Origin of the sequence: Halochromatium roseum, from assembly GCF_016653315.1 — a bacterium.
GTDB lineage: Bacteria > Pseudomonadota > Gammaproteobacteria > Chromatiales > Chromatiaceae > Lamprobacter > Lamprobacter roseus.
In genome coordinates this window covers 304,566-324,907 of the sequence record NZ_NHSH01000061.1, presented here as the reverse complement: position 1 = coordinate 324,907, position 20,342 = coordinate 304,566, and the positions used below count along the sequence as shown (strand labels likewise).

Here is a 20,342-nt window from a genome sequence, read left to right as displayed (position 1 = left end):
AACCCTGATTGATTTCCCTGACAGCCAGGACAAGGCCAAACAAGGCCACAGCAAGATTTTTAAGTGGTTGTTATACAAGCTGCTGTGGCTCAGGGCATCGGCATGAGGCATCGACATGATGAGCGCTCGCCTAGGACCCAGCGTCCCCAATAGTCTTTGATCTGCGCTTTGCAAAGGCACGCCGATGCCCTACTATCACCCTACTATCACAACGGCGACGGGCACAGGGCCATTCGCGACATGCTTGCCATGTTCGCAAAGCGCACAAGTTCCAGTGCTCAGCGTCCAAGTTTTCCAATCCATGCTTCGCTTTTAATCATTGCCAAAGCTGCCAACGATCCGGTTTGCCAGCGCAGTTTGACGCCGAGTCTGCTGTGTCCGTCATCATCATCACTCTTTTCATCATCATCAATCTTTCTTTAGAGCGTTTTCGTCACGAGCCATTCGATGGGAACCGACCACGCCTTACCTTCGGCAACCGATGCGCCGGTCGCGTCCGCGGATCGGGTCGTCTTGCTCGTCGTGGCCGGCTACGCCTTGGCCTTCGTGCTGTTCGGGCTGCTGATCGATGCCCCGAGCGACGTCCTGAGCGGGCTAGGGGCGATCCTCATCTCACGCGATACGCTGCTGACCGATTACATGGGCGTTGGCGGCATCGGCGCGGCCTTGGTCAGCACCGGTCTGTTGACGCTGGTGGCTTGCCTGATCTACGCACTGAATCGCGTATCGATGACGGGTACGGCCATCGCCGCGCTGTTCCTGGTGCTCGGCTTCGGGCTGTTCGGCAAGAACCTGCTCAACGTCTGGTTCATCATCGCCGGTGTTGCGCTGCATGCGCGCTGGCGCGGCCAGCCGTTTTCGACCCATATCAATACCGCCTTCTTCGGCATTGCGTTATCACCGATCGTCAGCGAGATCCTGTTCAGCACCACGCTGCCGTTCAGCGTCAGCCTGCCGTTGGCCATCGTCACTGGGCTGTCGATCGGCTTCATCCTGCCGGCGGCCGCGGCGCAGCTGTTTCGTGCCCACGATGGCTTCGCGCTCTATAACATGGGCTTCACCGCGGGCCTGGTCGGTACCCTGGTGGTGGCGATCTATGCCTCCTATGGCTTCGTCGCCGATCCGGTGTTCATCTGGACCACCGGCAATAACCTGCTGTTGGGCTCCTTTGTCGGCGGGCTGCTGCTGTCGATGGTGCTGCTCGGTCTGATCATCGATCGGCATGGGGTCGCGCGCTTCTGGCGGTTGATGCGTGCGTCCGGGCAGGCGCCGAGCGACTTTCTGGCCAGCGCCGGACTGGGCGCGACCCTGATCAACATGGGGCTGAGCGGCGGCATTGGGCTAGTCTATATCCTCGCCATCGGTGGCGACCTGAACGGGCCGACGATCGGCGCGCTGTTCTCGATCGTCGGCTTTGCCGCCTTCGGCAAGCATCCGCGCAATATCCTGCCGATCATCGCCGGCGTGTTCCTCGGATCATTGGTCAAGCCCTGGGGAGTGGCGGACCCATCGGTGCAGCTCGCGGCGCTGTTCGGCACCAATCTGGCGCCGATTGCCGGTTACTTCGGTTGGCACTGGGGGATCGTTGCCGGCTTCGTGCATTCCTCGGCGGCGCTCAGCGTGGGCGTGGTGCACGGCGGGCTGAATCTCTACAACAATGGCTTTGCCGCGGGCATCGTCGCCTCGATTCTGGTGCCGGTGATCCTCGCGATCCGTGCTCGTGGGGAGTTGGCTGGGCGAAAGCCCGTGCTAGCCGCCGGTGGCGAGATGGCGCGGACCTCGGCTGACGCGAGTGACGGGGAGCCGCCAACCGGCCTCGGAGGCCGAGAGCAAGTCTCGTCGGTCGAGGGCGGTCTTGATGATTTTCTTGTTTCTGTCTCTGGAGGTGGCGGTGGCCGAACGACGCAGGCCGACAGGCTGGGACGCGGACGCTGGCTGGGTGCCGTACTGCTGCGGGCGCTCTTCTTCCTGGTCATCTGGTTGCTGCTGTCGGCGCCGGATCTGGGGGCGCTGCGGAGGCTCCTGGAGAGCAGCGTCGGCGCACTGACCACCGGCTCCGGCGCTGCGATCGGGATAGGGGGCAGCGCCCAAATCGCCGCTGACCTGGCCATCGCCCTCATCGCCACCGCCATGGCGACCTGGATCAGTCTGTGGGTGCTGCCGCCGAGCTCGCGTCCATGGCATCTCCGCGCGCTGATGTCGCTGATTGGGCGATTTTTGGTGCAGTCGGTGGTCGGTGGGATCGATGTCGCCCGGCGCGCCTTCGATCCGCGTCTGCCGCTGCGACCTGGCTATATCGTCTTTACGACCCGCCTCCGTCGAGCGCATCAGCGGGCGATCCTGCAAACCTTTGCCAGCGCATCGCCGGGCGCCATTGCGGCCGGCACCGATGCCGAAGGCCGACTGGTCTTCCACTGTCTCGATACCCGCACGCCGGTCGCGGCGGGGTTGGCGCGGGATGAGCGTCTGCTGTTGCGCCTGTATCGCGAGGAGGGGGCGTCATGAGCCTGTCCGCGTTTCTGCTGGGCGCGGCGCTGTTCATCCTGGTGATCATCATCGTGGCGCTGGCGCGGTTGCTGTTGAGCCATCGGGCGGTGGACTGGGTGATGGCCGAGCAGCTGCTGGGCACGGCTGGCATCGCCGCCTTACTCTTGTTCGGTGTTGCTACCGGAAGACCGGGCGTGATTGACCTGGCCCTCATGCTCACGCTGCTCGCGACCTTTGTCACCGTCGCCTTTGCCGAGCCGCTGCGCCGGCGATTCGCGGCGCGTCGGCAAGCAAGGCAGCCGGAGCAACGCCGATGATCGAGGAGCACCGCCGATGAGCGATCTGGCGAGTCTGTTTACCCTGGTCGTCGTCTCGCTCGGACTGCTGTTCTTTCTCGCCGGCGTGGTCGGGCTGTTGCGGTTCCCTGATCCGCTCTCGCGCCTGCATGCGCTGACTAAGGCCGACGCACTCGGCCTAGGACTGGTCGTCATTGGGCTGCTGCCACAGGTGTCCTGGCCGTTCACCGCGCTCAAGCTCCTCGCGCTCTGGCTGCTGATGCTGATTGGCGGTAGTATCGCCGGACAGTTGATCGTGGCCACCCAGTTTGCCGCTGAAGCCGAGAGTGACGGCGACATGGCTGAGTTCGGCGACGGTGGCGATCTCCTTCCAGCGCCGGATGATTTGGCGACCGATGGCGCCGCCGCGGGCGATCTTGCCATCGTCAACGCATCCAATGCGGCGAATGCTGATGACACGGCTACGAGGGCTTCGGCCAAAGCTGCCGCCGAGGTCGAACTCGGCGAGCATCAGCCCGAGGATGCCTGCCGATGAGCGCCATCCTCGATCTCGCCTCGCTGGCGGACGTCGTGCTCGCGGTCACGGCGCTGCTGCTCGGCCTCTGGGTCATCCTCACCGCCGATGCGCTGCGCGCGGCGATCGGCTTTCTCGTCTACGGCCTGCTGATGGCGATCGTTTGGATTCGCCTGGATGCACCCGACATCGCGCTCACCGAGGCGGCGATCGGCGGTGGCCTGATCGGCTTACTGGTGCTCGGCGCCAGCACCCGGGTGCCGCCAGCGCCCGTCGCTCGGAGCGCGCGCCGCTGGCCGCTGCATCTGCTCGCGGCGCTGCTGTCAGCGGCGGTGGCGCTTGGGCTGGCCACGGTGGTGCTGAGCCTGCCAGACCCGGCGCCCTCGCTGGCCGCGACGGTGGCGGCGGAGCTGCCAGCGACGGCGGTCGAGAACCCGGTCACGGCGGTGCTGATGGCCTTCCGCGCGGTCGATACCCTCTTCGAGACCGTGGTGCTGGTGCTGGCCCTGATCGCGTTCTGGTCGCTGATCCCCGACGCGAGCTGGCGGCAACCCTTGGCGTGGCTGCCGCTGCCGCATCCGTCGCCGCCACTGGTGCTGCTCGCGCGGCTCCTGTTGCCGCTGGTCATCCTGGTGGCGCTGCATCTGTTCTGGATCGGCGCCAGTCTCCCGGGCGGCAAGTTCCAGGCCGGCGCCTTGCTCGCCGGGGTCTGGGCCTTGGCGATGGTCGCGGGCGTCATGCAACCGCCAGCGGCGACACAACGGTTGCCCCGGCTGCTGGCGGTGATCGGGCCGCTGGTGTTCTTCGCCATTGGCCTGGCCGGGATCTGGCTAGCCGGGGACTTCCTGGCCTATCCGCTCGGTGTCGAGAAGCCGCTGATCTTGCTGATCGAGGCGGTGTTGCTGGTCTCGGTGGCGGTGGTGCTGGGCTTGATCCTGGCCGGGCTGCCGGACGCGCGGGAGGATCGACCATGAGTTCAGTGACCTTCTACGGACTCTTGGGCTCGCTGCTGGTCGGCCTCGGCCTCTATGGCGTCATCGTCGGCCTTGGCGCGCTGCGCAAGATCCTGGCCTTCAATCTGCTCGGCAGTGGCGTCTTTCTGCTCTTCGGTGTCATCGCCCAGCGTGGTGCCGGGGCGGGTTTTGGTGGTGATCCGGTCCCTCAGGCCTTGGTCATCACTGGCTTGGTCGTCGCCTTTGCGGCGACCGCGCTGGCGGTTGGGTTGCTGGTGCGCTTGGGGGAGAGCGCAGCGCTTGATGATGTCGAGGATGCGCCAGAGGGGGAGTCCTGATGAACGCCGCGCTGATCCACAATGGCGGACGCTTGGCCAGCCTCGGCGCCTGGTCCGACGAGCTGCTGGTGATGCTGCTGGTGTTGCCGGTGCTGGCCATGCTGTTCGGCTTCGTGCTGGGTGGCCGCGCCGCGGAGCGCATCGCGCTCTTGACCTTGCCACTCGGGCTGGCATTGGCGGTCGCCGTGGCCGCGCTGGTGTTCGATCAAGGCGCGCCGCTGAGCTACGACATCGGCGGTTGGGCACCACCGCTCGGGGTTGCGCTGCGCGTCGATGGACTCTCGGCGATCTTGCTGCTAACCACGGCGCTGGTCATCACTGGGGTCGGGCTCTATGCCCGCGCCGATTTCGCCACCCCGGCTGCTGCCGGGGAGGCACGCGCGCCGCTGTCCTTTTGGACCCTGCTGCTCGGGCTCTGGGCGGCGCTGAACGCGGTCTTCATCGGCCAGGATCTTTTCAACCTTTATGTGGCCATCGAGCTGCTGACCTTCACCGCGGTGCCCTTGGTCTGCCTCAAGGGCAGCGCCGAGACGCTCCAGGCCGCGCTGCGCTATCTATTGTTTGCACTGCTCGGCTCGGTGCTCTATCTGCTCGGCGCGGCGCTGCTCTATGGCGCCTATGGCACGCTCGATATTGGCCAGCTGGCGGCGGCGATGCGGGGTTCAGGCGTGGCCGCGGCAGAACCCGCCGTGGAGCCCGCCGTGGAGCCGGCGGCGATTGCCGCAGTGGTGCTGATGACCGCCGGGCTGTTGGCGAAGACCGCGCTGGTGCCGCTGCATCTCTGGTTGCCGCCCGCGCATGCCGGCGCGCCAGCCGCCGCCAGCGCCATCCTCTCGGCCTTGGTGGTCAAGGGCTCCTTCTATCTGATCTTCCGGCTCTGGATCGACCTGATGCCGGTGGTCTACACGCAGCAGGTCGCGCAGGGGCTGGCGACGCTCGGCGCCGTCGCCATCCTGCTCGGTGGCATCATGGCGATCCGCCAGGCGCGGCTGAAGATGTTGATCGCCTATTCGACCCTGGCCCAGCTCGGCTATCTGTTCCTGATCTTCCCGCTCTTGGTCAGCCCGGTGCTGGTGCCGACGCTGGCCGATGGCGGCACCCCGGCGGCCTGGACCGGTGGCGTGCTGCAGTTGGTCTCGCATGCCTTCGCCAAGGCCTCGATGTTCATGGGCGCGGGGCTGATCGCGATCGCGCTCGGCCATGATCGCATCGCTGACCTGGGCGGTCTCGGCCGGCTGCTGCCGATCACGCTGGTCGCCTTTGCGCTGTCTGGGTTGTCCTTGATGGGGCTGCCACCGAGCGGGGGGTTCGCCGCCAAATGGCTGCTGTTGCGCGCCGCGATCGAGACCGGGCAATGGTGGTGGACGCTGGTGATCCTGTTCGGCGGCGTGCTCACCGGGACCTATCTGTATCGGGTGCTGGTGGCGGCGAGCTTTGCTGGTTCGGGTTCAGGTCTAGGTTCAGGGTCAGGGGCAGGGTCAGGCTCTGGCTCTGGCTCTGGCTCTGGCTCTGGCTATGATATTGGTACTGGTGCCGGGCATGCATCTCGACGGCAACCTCGGAGGCTGTCTGAGCCATTGCCGGAATTGGAGACAGGGGCCTCGGCGGCATTGTCGTCTGCATCATCATCGCGAACGCCGCATCAGAGGTTGGGCCAACCCGGTCCGATGCAGGCATCAGCTTGCCTGCAACGGCCGGTCGCGCGCTCGCGCGAGCTGATCGTGTTGGCCCTCGCCTTGGTCTCGATTGCGCTCGGGCTGGTGCCGCTGACCTCGTTTGAGATCCTGCAGATCGGTCGCGGTGGTGAGGCGATGGCGATGTTAGAGCCCTTGGCCGAGCCCGCTGGGCTCAGCGCGGTTGAGCTGCCGGCAAGCGGCGTGACGCCGGTCCCAAGTGCTACGGGGTTTCTGGCAAGTGTGATGGAGCCGCTGCCAGGTGTTGAGGGGGCACAGCCAAGCGCGCCGGAGTCACTGCCAACCGTCGCGGGGCCTTCAACCAGCTCTGTAACGCCACTGTCTAGCGTTGTCGGGGCTCAATCAAGCGCTATGGGGTCACTGCCATGATCGCCTCGCTGCCGATGGCCGAGCTGTTGGTTGGCGTCGGGCTGGCGACGCCGGCCCTGGCTGTGCTGGGCTGTTTTGCGCAGCCGATTCGCGAGCGCCTTTGGGTTCTGCTTGCGCTGATTCCGCTGCCGGCGTTGGCGGCTGCGATCGTCGCGATGCTGGTTCTTGGCCAGGGCGATATCGCCAACGGTGAGGTTGCCGCGATTGCGCTGCTGTTCGATCCCAACGGCCTTGCGATCGGCCTGGTCGTCGACCGCCCTGGCGCCGTGCTGCTCGGGGTTGCCGCGCTGCTCTGGGCCGCGGGCGGACTCTACGCCGCGCCAATGCTGCAGGCCTCACCGCATCGAGGTCGCTTCACGCTGTTCTGGCTGCTGACCCTGACCGGTAGCCTCGGCGTGTTCATCGCCGCCGATCTGGTCAGCTTCTACCTGTTCTATGGGCTGGTCAGCCTGGCCGCCTTCGGTCTGATCGCGCACGAGGGCACCGCCTTCGCGCGCCGCGCGACCGGCCTCTACCTGCTGCTCGCAATCCTCGGCGAGATTGCTTTGCTGCTGGCCTTTGCACTGCTCTCGGCGGCGAGCCCGGAGCCGAGTCTGGCGATCAGCAGCGTTGTTGCCTCGCTCCCAGCGTCAGCCTGGTCCGAGCTGAGCATGGCACTGCTGCTGTTGGGCTTCGCGCTCAAGATCGCCCTGGTCCCTGGCCATGTCTGGATGCCGCTGGCCTACACCGCGGTGCCTGTTCCGGCGGCGGCGGTGCTCAGCGGTGCCGCGGTCAAGGCCGGTGTGATCGGTCTGATCCGCTTCTTGCCGTTCGAGGCGGGGGCGCCGGCTTGGAGTGGGCTTTTGATCGTGCTGGGGTTGATCAGCGCCTTCTATGGCGTCGCGATCGGCATCACTCAGCGTAACGCCAAGACCGTGCTGGCCTATTCGAGCATCAGTCAGATGGGGCTGATCGCGGCGGCGACTGGGCTTGCCTTGCGCGCTGGAGAAGCGACCGCGGTGCTCTTGCTGACCCTCTACGCGGCGCATCATCTGCTCGCCAAGGGCGCGCTTTTCCTCGGTCTCGGTGTCATCGCTGATGGCGTCACCCGACGGCGCTGGCTGGTGCTGCCGCCGGCGGCGCTGGTCGGGCTCGGCATCGCCGGTCTACCGTTGACCGGGGGCGCGGCGGCCAAGCTGGCGCTGAAGCCGCTCTTTGAGACGCCCTTGCTCGGTCTGCTGGCGGCGCTCTCGGCGGCGGGGTCGACGCTGCTGATGCTGCATTTCCTGCGCCGACTCTGGGTCAGCGGTGATCAAACGGCGCTGAACTCCGGCACCGCGACCACGACCCTGCCCGCGGCAAGCACCGCCGTGACCAGACCCGATGAGATCGGCCCAGGTGAGAGCAGTCCGGGTGAGATCAGTCCGGGTGAGATCGGTCCAGGTGAAGCGGGCCTGAGTCAGATCAGCCGCGAGGCGCTGAATGCGCGTCCCAGGGGTCTGTTCCGCCGCCTGCTGACCTGGTGGCTGATGGCGCTTGCCGCGCTGTTGCTGCCCTGGCTGCTGCTGCCCTGGCTCGGTCTTGGGAACAGCCAGGTCTGGCTGGCGCGCTCGATCAGCCCCGTCGATCTCTGGAAGGCGAGTTGGCCCTTATTGCTTGGGAGCGGCGCGATGCTGGCGCTCTGGCGCTGGGGTGAGCGACTGCCGCGGCTGCCAGCCGGTGACATCCTGGCCTGGGGCGCGCCGTTCAGGCGTCTGATGAGCGCGATTGGCGCCGCTGTCGAGGCGCTGGATCGCGGCTTGCGCCAGTGGCCAGTGGCTGGCCTGTCTTTGCTGGTCATCTCCCTGCTGCTCTGGGGCGCGGTGCTGAATGCGCGCTAAAGGATTTCTTCGAGCAGATTCCCGCGCGATCGAGTACTGTTCAGCGGGGGCAAGATCGCGCTCGATACAAAAAAGCTTCAGGATTCTGACCTCATGAAGCAAATGCCAATTTCAAGAGCTTGCTGGCAGCCTCGCGGTCAGGCGAACCCTGCCGCTGATTCATGCGCTGCTTCATTCTCTTCTTCACCAAACCATCACGGAGTCCTCATGCGGCGAATCCTGGGTCTCTTCTTTCTGTCGAGTGCGATCGGCCTGGTCGCCTGTGAGTTCGGCGATCAAACAGCGGGGCCGGTGGCGCCTCCGCCTCCGCCGGCCGTTGGTGTCGCGCCGGTGGTCGAGCGTGAGATCACGCCGCAGATGGAGTTCGTCGGCCGTGTCGAGGCGATCGACGCCGTCGACCTGGTGGCGCGCGTCAACGGCTTCTTGACCCAGCGCACCTTCGAGGAGGGCGCGACGGTCAAGGCCGGCGATCTGCTGTTCCGCATCGAGCGCGAGCCGTTCGAGGCCAATGTGGTCGCGCGGCGCGCCGATGTCGAGCGCACCACCGCGACGCTGACCAACGCCCGGCTGCAGCGTGAGCGCCTCGAGCCGCTGATCCAGCGCGGTGGCGCCACCCAGGCCCAGCTCGATGCCGCCGTGGCCGCCGAGCAAGAGGCCAGGGCCGCGCGCGACGCGGCGCAAGCCGCGCTGCAGCGCGCCGAGATCGAACTCGGTTACACCGAGATCCGCGCGCCCTTCGATGGCCGCATCGGTCGCGTCGCCTTCGCCAAAGGTGCCGTGGTCGGCCCGACCTCGGGGCCGCTGGCGCGGTTGGTGCGCATCGACCCGGTGTTCGTCAACATCCCGGTCAATGATCGCACCATGCTCGCGGTGCGGCGGATGCGCGAGAACGCCGAGTTCTTGCCCTATATTCGCCTGGCCGATAACTCGATGCTGGAAGCGCCTGGACGCTTCGAATTCTTCGATCCCGAGGTCGATCAGACCACCGACACGGTGCGGGTGCGCGCCAGCTTCGATAATGCCAGCGAGGTGCTGCTGCCGGGTCAGTTCGTGACCGTCGTGGCCAAGGCCGCCCAGCCCGAGATGGCGATGGTGGTGCCGCAGATCGCGGTGCAGCAAGATCAGGCCGGGCGGCTGGTGCTGGTCGTCACCCCCGAGAACCAGGTCGAGCTGGCGCGCGTCGAGCTGGGCGCGCGGGTCGAGACCGACTGGGTGGTCACCTCTGGGCTGCAGCTCGGGCAGCAGGTGATCGTCGAAGGCGTGCAAAAGGCGCGTCCGGGCATGCTGGTGCAGCCAACCCCGGTATCCCCGGCGTCCCCGATCTCCCCAGTGTCGTCGTCGGACAGCGAGGACTGATCGATCATGTTCTCCGCCTTCTTCATCAATCGCGCGCGCTTCGCGATGGTGATCTCGCTGGTGATCATCATCGCGGGCACCATCGCCATTCAGGTGCTGCCGGTCGCGCAATTTCCGGACATCGTGCCGCCACAGGTCTCGGTGCAGGCGCGTTATCCGGGCGCCAATGCCGAGGTGGTCGTCGAGACGGTCGCGGCACCGATCGAGGCCGAGGTCAACGGCGTCGACAACATGCTCTACATGAACTCGACCAGCGACAACAATGGCAGCTATCGGCTCGACATCACCTTCGCCTTGGGCACCGACCCGGACATCGCCGCGGTCAACGTACAAAATCGGGTCGCGCTCGCCACGCCGACGCTGCCGGTCGACGTCACCCAGCAGGGCGTCTCGGTGCGCAAGCAGTCGACCAACATGCTGCTGATGTTGAACCTGATCTCGCCGAACGGGAGCTTCGACCGGCTGTTCCTCTCCAACTACATGGAGATCAACATCCGCGATGCCCTGGCGCGCATCCCCGGCGTCGGCGAGGCGAGCCAGTTCGGCCAGCTCGACTATGCCATGCGCATCTGGCTCAACCCGCAGGTGATGACCGCGCTCGGCGTCAGCGAGGCCGAGGTGGTCGATGCCATCCGCCGGCAAAACCTGCAGGCCGCGGTCGGCCGGCTCGGCGCGCCGCCGGGCAATGAGGGCCGCGCCTTCACCTACAGCCTGCAGGCGCGGGGGCGACTGACCGAGGTCTCGGAGTTTGAGGGCATCCTGGTGCGCTCCAACCCGGACGGCTCCAGCATCCGTCTCGGCGATGTCGCTCGCATCGAGCTGGGCGCCCAGACCTACGACGCCGATACCTGGGCCGATGGCGCCGCCTCCGCGGCACTCGGCATCTATCTGTCACCCGGGGCCAACGCCCTGCAGACCGCCGATCAGGTCTACCGGACGCTCGCGCAGCTCGCCGAGCGCTTCCCCGAGGACCTCGAGTACGCGATCTACTATGACACCACCGACTTCGTGCGCATCAGCATGCGCAACGTCGTCATCACGCTGTTCCAGGCGCTGGCGCTGGTCATCCTGGTGACCTATGTCTTCCTCGGCGACTGGCGCTCGACCCTGGTGCCGGTGCTGGCAATCCCGGTGTCGATCATCGGCGCCTTCGCCATCCTGCTCGCCGCTGGACTCTCGATCAATACGGTGTCGATGTTCGCGATCATCCTCGCCATCGGCATCGTCGTCGACGACGCCATCGTCGTGGTCGAGAACACCCAGCGCCTGATCGATGAAGAAGGACTCAGCGCCAAGGAGGCCGCCAAGCGCGCGATGGCGCAGGTCACCGGACCGATCATCGCCACCACCCTGGTGCTCTATGCGGTGTTCGTGCCGACCGCCTTCCTGCCTGGCATCACCGGTCAGCTCTACCTGCAGTTCGCGGTGACCATCTCGGTGGCGGTGACCCTGTCGTCGCTGGTTGCCTTGACCCTGAGCCCGGCGCTCTGCGGCCTGTTGCTGCGTCCCTCGCGCAAGCCGCGCGGACCGCTGCGCTGGTTCAACCAGGGGCTCGACCGGACTCGCAACGGCTACACCGCACTGGTCCGAAGCCTCGGTAAGCGCTCGATCATCGCGCTCTTGGTGATCATCGCCAGCGGTGTCGGCACCGGCTGGCTGTTCAACAAGGTGCCGAGCGGCTTCATCCCGAGCGAGGACACCGGCTACTTCTTCATCGACGTCTCGCTGCCCGATGCCTCCTCGGTCGCGCGCACTGGCGCGGTGCTGGAGCAGGTGCAGCAGATGCTGGAGTCGGTGGAGGAGATTGACCATGTCCTCACCGTCTCCGGCTTCAGTCTCCTGGCCGGCGCGCGCTCCAGCGGTGGTCTGGCGATCGTGATCCTCAAGCCCTGGGGCGAGCGCCCAGCGCCCGAGAATAGTGCCGACGCGGTGCTGGCACGGGTGCAGCCGCAATTGCTGTCGATCCCGCAGGCAACGGTGTTTGCCTTTGCGGCACCGCCGATCCAGGGGCTCGGCACCGCCGGCGGCATCGAGATGGAACTGCTCGATCTGGCCGGACGCTCACCTGACGAGCTGGCCGGGGCGCTACAGGGCTTCATCATCAACGCCAACGGCAACCCCGAGATCCAGCGCGCCTTCTCCACCTTCAGCGCGCGCACGCCGCAGCTGTTCCTGGACATCGACCGCCAGCGCGCCGAGGCCATGGGGGTGCGGGTCTCGGATCTGTTCCTGACCCTGCAGGCCAATCTCGGCTCGCTCTATGTCAACGACTTCAATCTCTTCGGCCGCACCTTCCGCGTCTTCCTGCAGGCTGACGCGCCGTTTCGGATGAGCCCCGAGAACATCGCCAAGCTGCATGTGCGTAACGCGCGCGGGCAGATGGTGCCCTTGGCCTCGCTGGTGACGGTGGAGCCGGTGTTGGGGCCGGAGAGCACGCGGCGCTTCAATATGTTCCGCGCCGCCAGTGTCAACGTGACGCCGGTCGGCAGTACCGGCGAGGGCATCGCGGCGCTGCGGCAGATCGAGCGCAATGAGCTGCCGGACGGCTTCGCGATCGACTGGAGCGGGACCACCTTCCAGGAGGTCCAGGCCGGCGGCGAGGCGGCGATCGTGCTGGCGCTGGCGCTGTTGTTCGTCTACCTGTTCCTGGTCGCCCAGTACGAGAGCTGGACGGTGCCGACCTCGGTCATCCTCTCGGTGGTCATTGCCGCCGTCGGCGGTTTGGGCGCGACCTGGGCGGTGGGACTCGACAACAACGTCTACACCCAGATCGGCCTGGTGATGCTGATCGGCCTGGCGAGCAAGAACGCGATCCTGATCGTCGAGTTCGCCAAGCAGCTGCGCGAGGAGGGCCTGCCGATCCAGCAGGCCGCGGCCGATGCCGCGCGCATCCGTTTCCGCGCGGTGCTGATGACCGCGTTCAGCTTCATCCTCGGCATGCTGCCACTGGTGCTGGCGACCGGCGCCGGCGCGGCGAGTCAGGTTTCGCTCGGCGTCGTGGTGCTTGGGGGTATGATCGCGGCGACCGTGTTCGGCATCATCGTGATCCCGCCGCTGTATGTGTTGGTGCAGAGCCTGCGCGAGCGGGTGAGGGGCGCTGAAGCTGGTCATGGAGGCGATGCACGGAAGGCTTAAGCTGTGTGTGGGGCGCTTGGTCGCCGTGATCTGATGTCTCGCTGTCTTTCCTAATCACTCCCAATCAGTCGCCACCGGCGAATGAGGTCAATCATGCTGAAGAATCTCGTCAATGGTCTTCATGTCTCCAAGGTTGATGGCCTTGCGAAGACCTTCCAGCGCACCGGGCGTATCGGATTTTGGACCCAGATCGTGATGGGGGCCTTCCCGGTGCTGCTGATGCTCTATGTGTTCACCTTTTCCGGCAGCGTCACCGGGCCGCGCCAAGGGTTGCCGATCGTCAGCTATCTGAGCGCAATGAATCTGTTGCTGCTGGTGTTCGTGATGTTCTGGTTCTCGCGTTATCCGGCCTTGGGACGCAAGATCGCTGACCCGACGCTGCGCCCGAGTGAGGGCAGCGTCACGCGCACGGTCTGGATCGGCCTGATCGCCAGCAGCGTGGGGATTATCTTCTCGATCCTGGTGATGCTGATCGAGGTTGCGCAGATGCTGTTCTACTTCCTCGCCGCGCCCCAGGGCGGCGTGCCAACGATCCAAACCACGCCGACCTCGCTCGGCGGCTCTTGGGTCTCGGCGGTCGATTTCGCCAGCCTGATGGCGCTGGTCATGGCGCTCGCCGCCGAGGTGTTGGCGACCGTCTTTGGCCTCTGGCTGCTGTTCCGCACCACGCATACCTACGAGTCGCTTGAGGACTGAGCCAGGGGACGGATGCGTTCAGGTCCAGTCCGTGAGCGGTGATCCGGGGCGAGCCCGTTCCGCGGGCTTGCTCCGAGCCGCCGCGCTGATCCTTGCGATCGCCGCTGTCTGGACGCTCTGGGCCGAATTCCATCCGAGCGAGGAGCGGGCGTTGCGCACCCTGGTCCATGATCAGCTCGATGATTGGTTTCCGGAGTTGATGAGCCCGACCGGTAACGGGCACGGCCTCTTCTTGCGCCTGCCGGCTGCGCCTGACACTGGTCAGACCCTGGCTGCCTTGGGCGCTCACCTCTCCGAGCGCCCACGCCTGCTGCTGATCCACGGCCTTGATGAGCCCGGCATCATTTGGGATGACCTGGCGCCAGCCGCCGCCGCGGCCGGCTTCGAGGTCTGGGAGCTACGCTATCCGAATGATCAGGGCATCGACCGCAGCGCGGCCTTCTTGGCCGAGCACTGGGACGCGTTGCCCACCGACCGCCCGGTGATCCTGATCGGCCATAGCATGGGCGGGCTGCTGGCGCGCGAATTCGTCAACCTTTGGCGGCATCCGGTTGGCGAACCGGTCAAGGTCAGTGGAGCGCCGATCGCCGGCGTGCTCATGGTCGGCACCCCGAATCAGGGCTCGGATTGGGCGCGGCTGCGCATCTGGCTGGAGCTGCGGGAGCATTTCGAAGACGCCCAACGCCGTCGCTTCTCGCTCTTCGCCGGCCTGCGTGATGGGCTCGGCGAGGCGAAGATCGATCTGCGCCCAGGCAGCGCGTTTCTCGAGGCCTTGAACGCGCGACCCTGGCCGGAATCGGTGCCGCGCGCCATCATCGGCGCACGGCTGGTCGAACCGCCGAAACAGCTCATCGCCAGTCTCAACGCGGCGGCGGCCGAGGTCGGCTCCGAGGCGTTGGGTGAGCAACTGCATGCCTGGTTCGATCAGCTGAGCAACGGGTTCAGTGAAGGGCTTGGCGAGGGCCTCAGCGATGGGCTCGGTGACGGCGCTGTTAGCGTCGAGTCGCTGCGGCTCGAAGGCGTGCCAGCGCCGGTCATCGTCAATGGCGCCCATCGCACCATGCTGCGGCGCCTCTTTGCCGATGATCCAACGCCACCGGCGATCGCGCCGATCCTCGAGCAGCTCGAGGCTTGGAGTCGATAGAGCTTGGCCGGCTGCCTGCTCTGCACCAAGATCCTTTTGATCGCATGCTCGTGTGTCAGGCCATCGCTGGTCAGGCCCTGCGACTGACTCCAGACCCATTGATCGCTCAATATCCAGTCTCGGTTCGGTGGTAGGCGACCGGACCGCGATCAGAACCTCGGTTGCGGTTGCGGTTGCGGTTGCGCTGGCGCTTGCACAGCCTTTGTCGACTTGGGTAGCGCGGTTGCTGCCGGTGCGCTCGAGCCGATAGACTGCCCCTTGGCCTCTGGCATTGCGCCGCTCAGCGGCCGCGTTCCGCGCTGGCCTGCCCACGCAATCTCCTGATTTGAAAACGCTTATGATGTTGAAGTATCGCCTATCGGTCTCTCTGCTAGGACTTGCCCTGCTGCTGCCAATCCCCGTATCGGCGCAGGAGGATGGCACCGCGATCCCGCGCTCCGCAGCATCGGAGCAAGGTGCTGAGGGCGATCAGGTTCCAGCGGAGCAGGGCACTGAAGGCGATCAGGCGCCGGCCGAGCAGGGCACTGAAGGCGATCAGGCGCCGGCGGAGGTGGAACCCGCGCCGGCCGACCGGCAGGCCGATGCGCTGCCGTTCAATCCGGCGACGGTCGGGTTGCCGTCGCTGCCTCAGCCGATGACCTCGGCGGAGGATTTTCAGGTCACGCTCGATCTGATCGATGCGCGGATCGCGGAGCAGGAGGCCGCGCTCGATGCCGCCGAGGCGGCGGCCGAGGAAGCGGCCGCGGCGCTTGAAGCGGGGACTCGGGAGGCGTCGGAGACCGATGCTGAGGCGGCGAGCGGCCTGAGTCAGGCTCGGGAGGCGGGCGATGAGGAGGCGACGGCCAGCGAATCAGACACGGAGCTTGATGCCGCTGCCGAAGCAGAGGCTGGGGCCGATGCAGCGGCTGGGGCCGATGCGGAGGCTGATGCCGCTACCGCCGCCGGCGCTGAGGCCGTTGAAGGCGAGCTTGTACTCAGCGCGCTCGAGGCGAGGGTGGCGAAGATTCGCGACAAGATCGAGGTGCTGCGCGAGCTGCGGATTGCGGTGCAGCGGCGCGCGACGCTGCGCGGGCGCTTGCAGGCGAGTGAGGCTGACCTCGAGGAAGGAAGCCAGCAGCTCGAGACGATCGAACGCGACGGGGTGGCGATGGAGCCGCCATTTCCGATCTCGCTGCTCGATCAGCAACGCGCCGAGCGCTCGATGACGCAGGGGCTCGAGGAGGTCGCGGAGACACGCATTGAGACGGCGACGCGTCGTCTGAATGACGCTGAAAAGGCGCTGACCGCGGCGGTGCGTGCGCGTCGTGCGGTGCGTGATCGACTGACAGCGGCTGATCGGAATGGTGCGAGAAATGGGATCAGCGCAACCGAGCGGGCTGCGCTCGAGCAGGAACTCGAGCTCGCGCGCCTGCGGGAACTGCTGGCTCGGCAGCAATTGGCTGGTCACCAGAGTGCGCTCGAGCTGACGCGCAACGAGGATCGACTTGCTGAGATCCAACAGACGATCCTGGACGCGCGCATCGCCTTTCTCGAGGGGCGCGTCGAACTCGCTCGCGATGCACTCGATCAGCGGCTCAGCGAGCTGTCGGCGACCGAGGCGGAAATGAACGCGCAGATCGAGGCCCTGCAACGCAGCGGGGATCAGGCGGAGTCCGACCTGTATCAGGCGCAGCGCCGATTCGCCGCGGCCGACGATAACGCGGACCAAGCGACCTTGAAGGAGTGGGTGTCGACGCGTCAGGCTGAGCTCACCGCGGCGCGTGTCAGTATTGATTCATTAACCGCGGCCGTCGACACGCTGAGCCGGATGCGTGGGCTCTGGAAGCAGCGTTATCAGCTCATGAATGAACCGGAGTCGCTCGACCTCGCGGCGCTGCTGCGGCAGATCATCATGGAGACCGCGGCGGCCCAGGCCGAAAAGGACGAGGTCGAGGAGCGTCTCAACGCCCTACGCTCGATCCAGCTCGCACAGACGCGGCGCCTGCGTGATCCTGATCTCAGCGAGGGCGCGCGCGAGGCGATGGCGGTTCGCAGCCAAGCTCAAGAGCTCGCTGAAGGCTATGGCCGCGCGCTGCTCGAGGTGCAGGATGAGCTGATCGCGCTGCTCGAGGGCATGCGCCCCCAGGCCGAGGCCTTGGTGCAAGAACAGACGCTGTCGCTGCAGCTCCTGCAAGCGCAGGAGACGATCAGCACCTGGTGGGAGGCTGAGATCCTGGTGATTGACGATCAGAGCATTCGCGCGCGTGAGCTGGCGGTCGCGGCACTGATGTTTCTGGTGGTGATCTTGGTGGTCTCGCTGCTGCGGATGGGCGCGCGGCGGGCCTTGAAACGGCGCAAGGCAAAGAACCCAACGGCGACCCATGGCGACTTTCGGCTGGCACTCTCGGCCATCGCTGGTAACACGAATCAGCTATTCGTGCTGATCGCCGCCTTCTATGTGGCGATGATCTTCTCCGGACTGGCCAGTCCGACGGTCAAGGACTGGCTCTGGACCCTGCTGGTGGTGGCCTTCTACATCCAGCTTGGCATCTGGGCCAATGCGGCGATGGTCGACTACTTCAGCCGGCGGCGGACCCGCCAGGAGATGCGCGACCCCTCAACCGTGACCGCCTATGGGCTGCTGCAGTTCTTTCTGCGGGTCGGTATCTGGATCACCGTCGTGGTCTCGTTGCTGGCCTATTTCCGCTATCCCGTCGCCGGCCTGGTCGGCGCGCTTGGCGTCGGCAGCTTGGCGATCGCCTTTGCCGTCCAGAACATCCTTGGCGATGTCTTCAGCTCGATGGCGATCATCCTCGACAAGCCCTTCCGGGTGGGTGACTTCATCATGTCCGGGCAGACCCTGGGCGTGATCGAGCATATTGGCGTCAAGACCACGCGCATCCGCAGTCTCTCTGGTGAGCTGGTGGTGCTCTCCAATAGCGATCTGCTCAACAGCCGCATCCACAACTTCAAGCATTTCAAGGAGCGGCGCATTGCCTTCAAGCTGCAAGTCACCTACCAGACCCCGCGTCATCTGATCGAACGGATTCCGGTGATGATTCGCGAGGTCATCGAAGGCCTGCCGAACGCGCGCTTCGATCGTGCGCATTTCGCGGCGTTTGGGGACTTTGCGCTGGTCTTCGAGACGGTCTACTACGTGCTCAGCCCAGACTATGCGCTCTATATGGATGTGCAGCAGGCGATCAATCTGGGCATTCACCAACGCTTCGAGGAGGCCGGCGTCGCCTTCGCCTATCCGACCCAGGAGCTGCTGCTGCGCCGCCTGCCTGAGTTCGACTTAGGCGGGGCCTCGACGCTTTCCGCTACCATTGATAACCCAGCTTGAGACGAACGGTCTCATCGCTGGTCTTGGTGGCCTGAGCGGGATCGCTATCGTAGTCGATCTCGTATTCGATGCTGGCGATGAAGCCGCCGATGAGCGGGATGCGAAAGCCGGTCCAAGACACCCACAGGTCTTTGCTTTGTCCATTGATGGCGCTGAAGCCCATGCCATTGAGATAGAACTGCAGCCGATCGGATAACAGGTCTTGCTCATAGTCGATGAAGACGCCCGGTCCCCAGCGCTTGGCGTCTTCATGTTCATAGAAGTCCTCGTGCAGATAGATCGTCCCGATCTCGGCGCTCAGACGGATGTCATCGTCGGTATTGAATTGATAGCCGAGCGATGGTCCGGCCAGGTAGCGCAGGCGCAGATCAGCGAAACGATCGTGTTTGAGTCTAAGCCAGGCCGCGCCATACCAGGGTGACGTTGGAAATCGCCGGGTGTATTTGTTCAGCAGGGTCCAGTTCTCGGTGGTCTTGATGCCGCGCGTGGTGTCGTATTCGAGCTGTCCATAGGTCTCGAGTTCGTGCCAACGGCGGCGGTACCTGAGATCGAAATCCAGATCAAGCTCGGTGCTCTCGGCATTGCCGGTCTCATCCTGAAGGGCGAGGTTGACGCGCCCGTTCAGGCGATAGCCGTTGCCGATCTCCCAGGGCTCGGGCTCGATGATCTCAACCCGTTCGGGCGGCAGCGACATCGGCTCGGTATCACCGGGAGGGTCGAGCTGCACCTGATCCTGCCTGTGCGTGACCTTGGCGACCTCGATCACGCGGTCGTCGTCGAGCAGGACCGCGGCCGGTTCGTCGAGGACCACCTCTCGCACCTGGTCCCAATCGATGCTGATCGTGCCCGCGTACGCGGTCTGCAACTGGAGCTGACCCTTGTCTTGGCGGATCACATCACCAGTCAGCCGATCACCGTTCTGCATGATGATCTCGTCGGCTGCCGCCGTGGCCGTGGCTAACAGGCCGACCACAGCGAGCTGTGATGGTGCCATCAGCCTTGGTTTGTAAAGGTTGTCGATGGAGAAAGTCATGAGTGAATGTCGTCGTTCCAGGTGTGTTGAATTGGTCATCTTATGCTTTACGCAAAAGTCAAGCGCAGAAAGCAAGTGATTCTAAGCCGTGCTACCTACTGTCGATTGCAAGACTCGGTCTTTGGTCGAGAATTGTTGCCGCCATTGATGCGGGCTGTTAAGCTCGATTCACGGCTGGTGATGCGTGGAAGAATGGGTGGCCGTTCAGGCAAGAGATGATCTCTCTATGTGCCAGCATCCAGAGTAACAACAGATGGCATAGCCTCTGACTCTAATCCGTGAGCGTGGCCTTTCAAGCCTCATTTAGCCATTATAGCGGCAGCGTTGAGATTAAAACATGCCGGATTCATGTCGGCTAGCTCGGCGTGATCCTGCTGCCGCGGAATTGATCGCATTGGCGCGAAAGCACTTGACGTGCCGGCTGCTCAATCAATCGTCTTTTATGACATCGGAGTGAACAATGAGTGATTTAATCGTAGTCTCGTTTCCGGATCAGGAGCTTGCATTCGAGCTTCGCGCCGAATTGGCCAAGATGCAGAAGGCCTACCTGATCGATATCGAGGATATCGTCGTCGCTACCCGTGACGAGAAGGGCAAGGTCAAGCTCCATCAAGCGGTGAATCTGACCAGTGCCGGTGCCGTCGGTGGTGGCTTCTGGGGAATGCTGATCGGGATGCTGTTCCTGAATCCGCTCTTGGGTGCGGCGATCGGCGCCGGTGCGGGCGCGCTATCGGGACGCTTCACTGATATCGGTATCAATGATGAGTTCATGAAAGGCCTGGCGGCGAATTTCCAGCCCGGCTGCGCCGCGGTCTTTGTCCTGGTGCGCAAGGTGACGGCGGATAAGGTGCTCGAAGGGTTGTCTGAATTCCGTGGCAAGGGCAAGGTGCTTCAGACCTCGCTCGAGAAGGATCGTGAAGACACGCTGCGTGAGTTTCTGGAAACCCAATCTGGAGAGTCGTCTACCTGATCTCGCTGTATCAGCCGACGCTCGACGCTGATCATCCCATTCGGCCAGCAGTGGAGCCGGCCATCTGCAACGATCGACATCGAGCAACAGTAGCGAGATCCAGCCGCGAGCATGCTGCGTCCGGTCGATCTCGCGTTTGTGCCGCAATCTGTCGCGCCACTCACGCAGGATGA

Annotated in this window: 13 protein-coding genes and 2 pseudogenes; 13 read left to right on the top strand and 2 right to left on the bottom strand. The window is 65.0% G+C overall.

The genetic code is table 11. The features are described 5' to 3' along the window. Positions 1–447 precede the first annotated feature (447 nt). The 7 genes and pseudogenes from CCR96_RS14990 to CCR96_RS25605 all read left to right on the top strand — a co-directional run. Entirely contained in the window at positions 448–2,505 is a 2,058-nt protein-coding gene (locus CCR96_RS14990; protein WP_201220910.1) for a DUF1576 domain-containing protein, read from the top strand. Further along, positions 2,502–2,804: a monovalent cation/H+ antiporter complex subunit F gene (locus tag CCR96_RS14985; RefSeq protein ID WP_201220909.1), complete on the top strand. Its 303-nt coding sequence runs from the start codon at positions 2,502–2,504 to the stop codon at positions 2,802–2,804. Before CCR96_RS14990 ends, CCR96_RS14985 begins: the two co-directional genes overlap by 4 nt. A 16-nt stretch (positions 2,805–2,820) precedes the next feature. Continuing rightward, a pseudogene (locus tag CCR96_RS24660) lies at positions 2,821–3,114 on the top strand (cation:proton antiporter); the annotation flags it as partial. A gap of 200 nt (positions 3,115–3,314) precedes the next feature. Next, complete coding sequence (locus CCR96_RS14975) at positions 3,315–4,271, top strand: hydrogenase subunit MbhD domain-containing protein (RefSeq protein WP_201220907.1); 957 nt, start codon at positions 3,315–3,317, stop codon at positions 4,269–4,271. Further along, the gene (locus CCR96_RS14970) at positions 4,268–4,588 is read left to right on the top strand and encodes an NADH-quinone oxidoreductase subunit K (RefSeq protein ID WP_201220906.1); all 321 of its coding nucleotides are present in this window, start codon (positions 4,268–4,270) and stop codon (positions 4,586–4,588) included. The genes CCR96_RS14975 and CCR96_RS14970 overlap by 4 nt, the downstream gene beginning before the upstream one ends. After that, positions 4,588–6,651: a complex I subunit 5 family protein gene (locus CCR96_RS14965; protein WP_201220905.1), complete on the top strand. Its 2,064-nt coding sequence runs from the start codon at positions 4,588–4,590 to the stop codon at positions 6,649–6,651. Before CCR96_RS14970 ends, CCR96_RS14965 begins: the two co-directional genes overlap by 1 nt. Continuing rightward, a pseudogene (locus CCR96_RS25605) lies at positions 6,648–7,712 on the top strand (proton-conducting transporter transmembrane domain-containing protein); the annotation flags it as partial. The gene CCR96_RS14965 and the pseudogene CCR96_RS25605, both read left to right, overlap by 4 nt. A gap of 84 nt (positions 7,713–7,796) precedes the next feature. On the opposite strand, the gene CCR96_RS25600 reads toward CCR96_RS25605, so the two are convergent. Next, positions 7,797–8,093, bottom strand: coding sequence for a pentapeptide repeat-containing protein (locus CCR96_RS25600; RefSeq protein WP_420827274.1), 297 nt, complete (start codon positions 8,091–8,093; stop codon positions 7,797–7,799). Between the two features lie 624 nt (positions 8,094–8,717). On the opposite strand from CCR96_RS25600, the gene CCR96_RS14955 reads away from it, so the two are divergent. From CCR96_RS14955 to CCR96_RS14935, 5 genes are all read left to right on the top strand, one after another. Continuing rightward, the gene (locus CCR96_RS14955; RefSeq protein ID WP_201220903.1) at positions 8,718–9,866 is read left to right on the top strand and encodes an efflux RND transporter periplasmic adaptor subunit; all 1,149 of its coding nucleotides are present in this window, start codon (positions 8,718–8,720) and stop codon (positions 9,864–9,866) included. A 6-nt stretch (positions 9,867–9,872) separates the two neighbouring features. Next, positions 9,873–13,001: an efflux RND transporter permease subunit gene (locus CCR96_RS14950; RefSeq protein WP_201220902.1), complete on the top strand. Its 3,129-nt coding sequence runs from the start codon at positions 9,873–9,875 to the stop codon at positions 12,999–13,001. Between the two features lie 93 nt (positions 13,002–13,094). Then, the gene (locus tag CCR96_RS14945; RefSeq protein WP_201220901.1) at positions 13,095–13,697 is read left to right on the top strand and encodes a DUF3611 family protein; all 603 of its coding nucleotides are present in this window, start codon (positions 13,095–13,097) and stop codon (positions 13,695–13,697) included. 31 nt (positions 13,698–13,728) lie between these two features. Further along, entirely contained in the window at positions 13,729–14,841 is a 1,113-nt protein-coding gene (locus CCR96_RS14940) for an alpha/beta fold hydrolase (RefSeq protein WP_201220900.1), read from the top strand. Positions 14,842–15,181: 340 nt separating this feature from the next. Then, on the top strand, positions 15,182–18,166 hold the full coding sequence (locus CCR96_RS14935; protein WP_207191973.1) for a mechanosensitive ion channel domain-containing protein: 2,985 nt from the start codon (positions 15,182–15,184) through the stop codon (positions 18,164–18,166). Here CCR96_RS14935 and CCR96_RS14930 read toward each other — a convergent pair. Then, positions 18,144–19,199 carry a DUF481 domain-containing protein gene (locus tag CCR96_RS14930; RefSeq protein ID WP_201220898.1) on the bottom strand — a complete coding sequence of 352 codons (1,056 nt, stop codon included), beginning with the start codon at positions 19,197–19,199 and terminating at the stop codon, positions 18,144–18,146. The two genes, CCR96_RS14935 and CCR96_RS14930, sit on opposite strands and share 23 nt — an antisense overlap. 460 nt (positions 19,200–19,659) lie before the next feature. Between CCR96_RS14930 and CCR96_RS14925 the strand changes: the two genes are divergently transcribed. After that, positions 19,660–20,169 carry a DUF1269 domain-containing protein gene (locus tag CCR96_RS14925; RefSeq protein ID WP_201220897.1) on the top strand — a complete coding sequence of 170 codons (510 nt, stop codon included), beginning with the start codon at positions 19,660–19,662 and terminating at the stop codon, positions 20,167–20,169. Positions 20,170–20,342: the final 173 nt, after the last annotated feature.

Bases quoted from the DNA above. Each gene is read 5' to 3' on its own strand.
- CCR96_RS14930 (WP_201220898.1), bottom strand. From the start codon at position 19,199: ATGACTTTCTCCATCGACAACCTTTACAAACCAAGGCTGATGGCACCA.
- CCR96_RS14955 (WP_201220903.1), top strand. From the start codon at position 8,718: ATGCGGCGAATCCTGGGTCTCTTCTTTCTGTCGAGTGCGATCGGCCTG.
- CCR96_RS14925 (WP_201220897.1), top strand. From the start codon at position 19,660: ATGAGTGATTTAATCGTAGTCTCGTTTCCGGATCAGGAGCTTGCATTC.
- CCR96_RS14965 (WP_201220905.1), top strand. From the start codon at position 4,588: ATGAACGCCGCGCTGATCCACAATGGCGGACGCTTGGCCAGCCTCGGC.
- CCR96_RS14935 (WP_207191973.1), top strand. From the start codon at position 15,182: ATGTTGAAGTATCGCCTATCGGTCTCTCTGCTAGGACTTGCCCTGCTG.
- CCR96_RS14975 (WP_201220907.1), top strand. From the start codon at position 3,315: ATGAGCGCCATCCTCGATCTCGCCTCGCTGGCGGACGTCGTGCTCGCG.
- CCR96_RS14970 (WP_201220906.1), top strand. From the start codon at position 4,268: ATGAGTTCAGTGACCTTCTACGGACTCTTGGGCTCGCTGCTGGTCGGC.
- CCR96_RS14985 (WP_201220909.1), top strand. From the start codon at position 2,502: ATGAGCCTGTCCGCGTTTCTGCTGGGCGCGGCGCTGTTCATCCTGGTG.
- CCR96_RS14950 (WP_201220902.1), top strand. From the start codon at position 9,873: ATGTTCTCCGCCTTCTTCATCAATCGCGCGCGCTTCGCGATGGTGATC.
- CCR96_RS14945 (WP_201220901.1), top strand. From the start codon at position 13,095: ATGCTGAAGAATCTCGTCAATGGTCTTCATGTCTCCAAGGTTGATGGC.
- CCR96_RS14990 (WP_201220910.1), top strand. From the start codon at position 448: ATGGGAACCGACCACGCCTTACCTTCGGCAACCGATGCGCCGGTCGCG.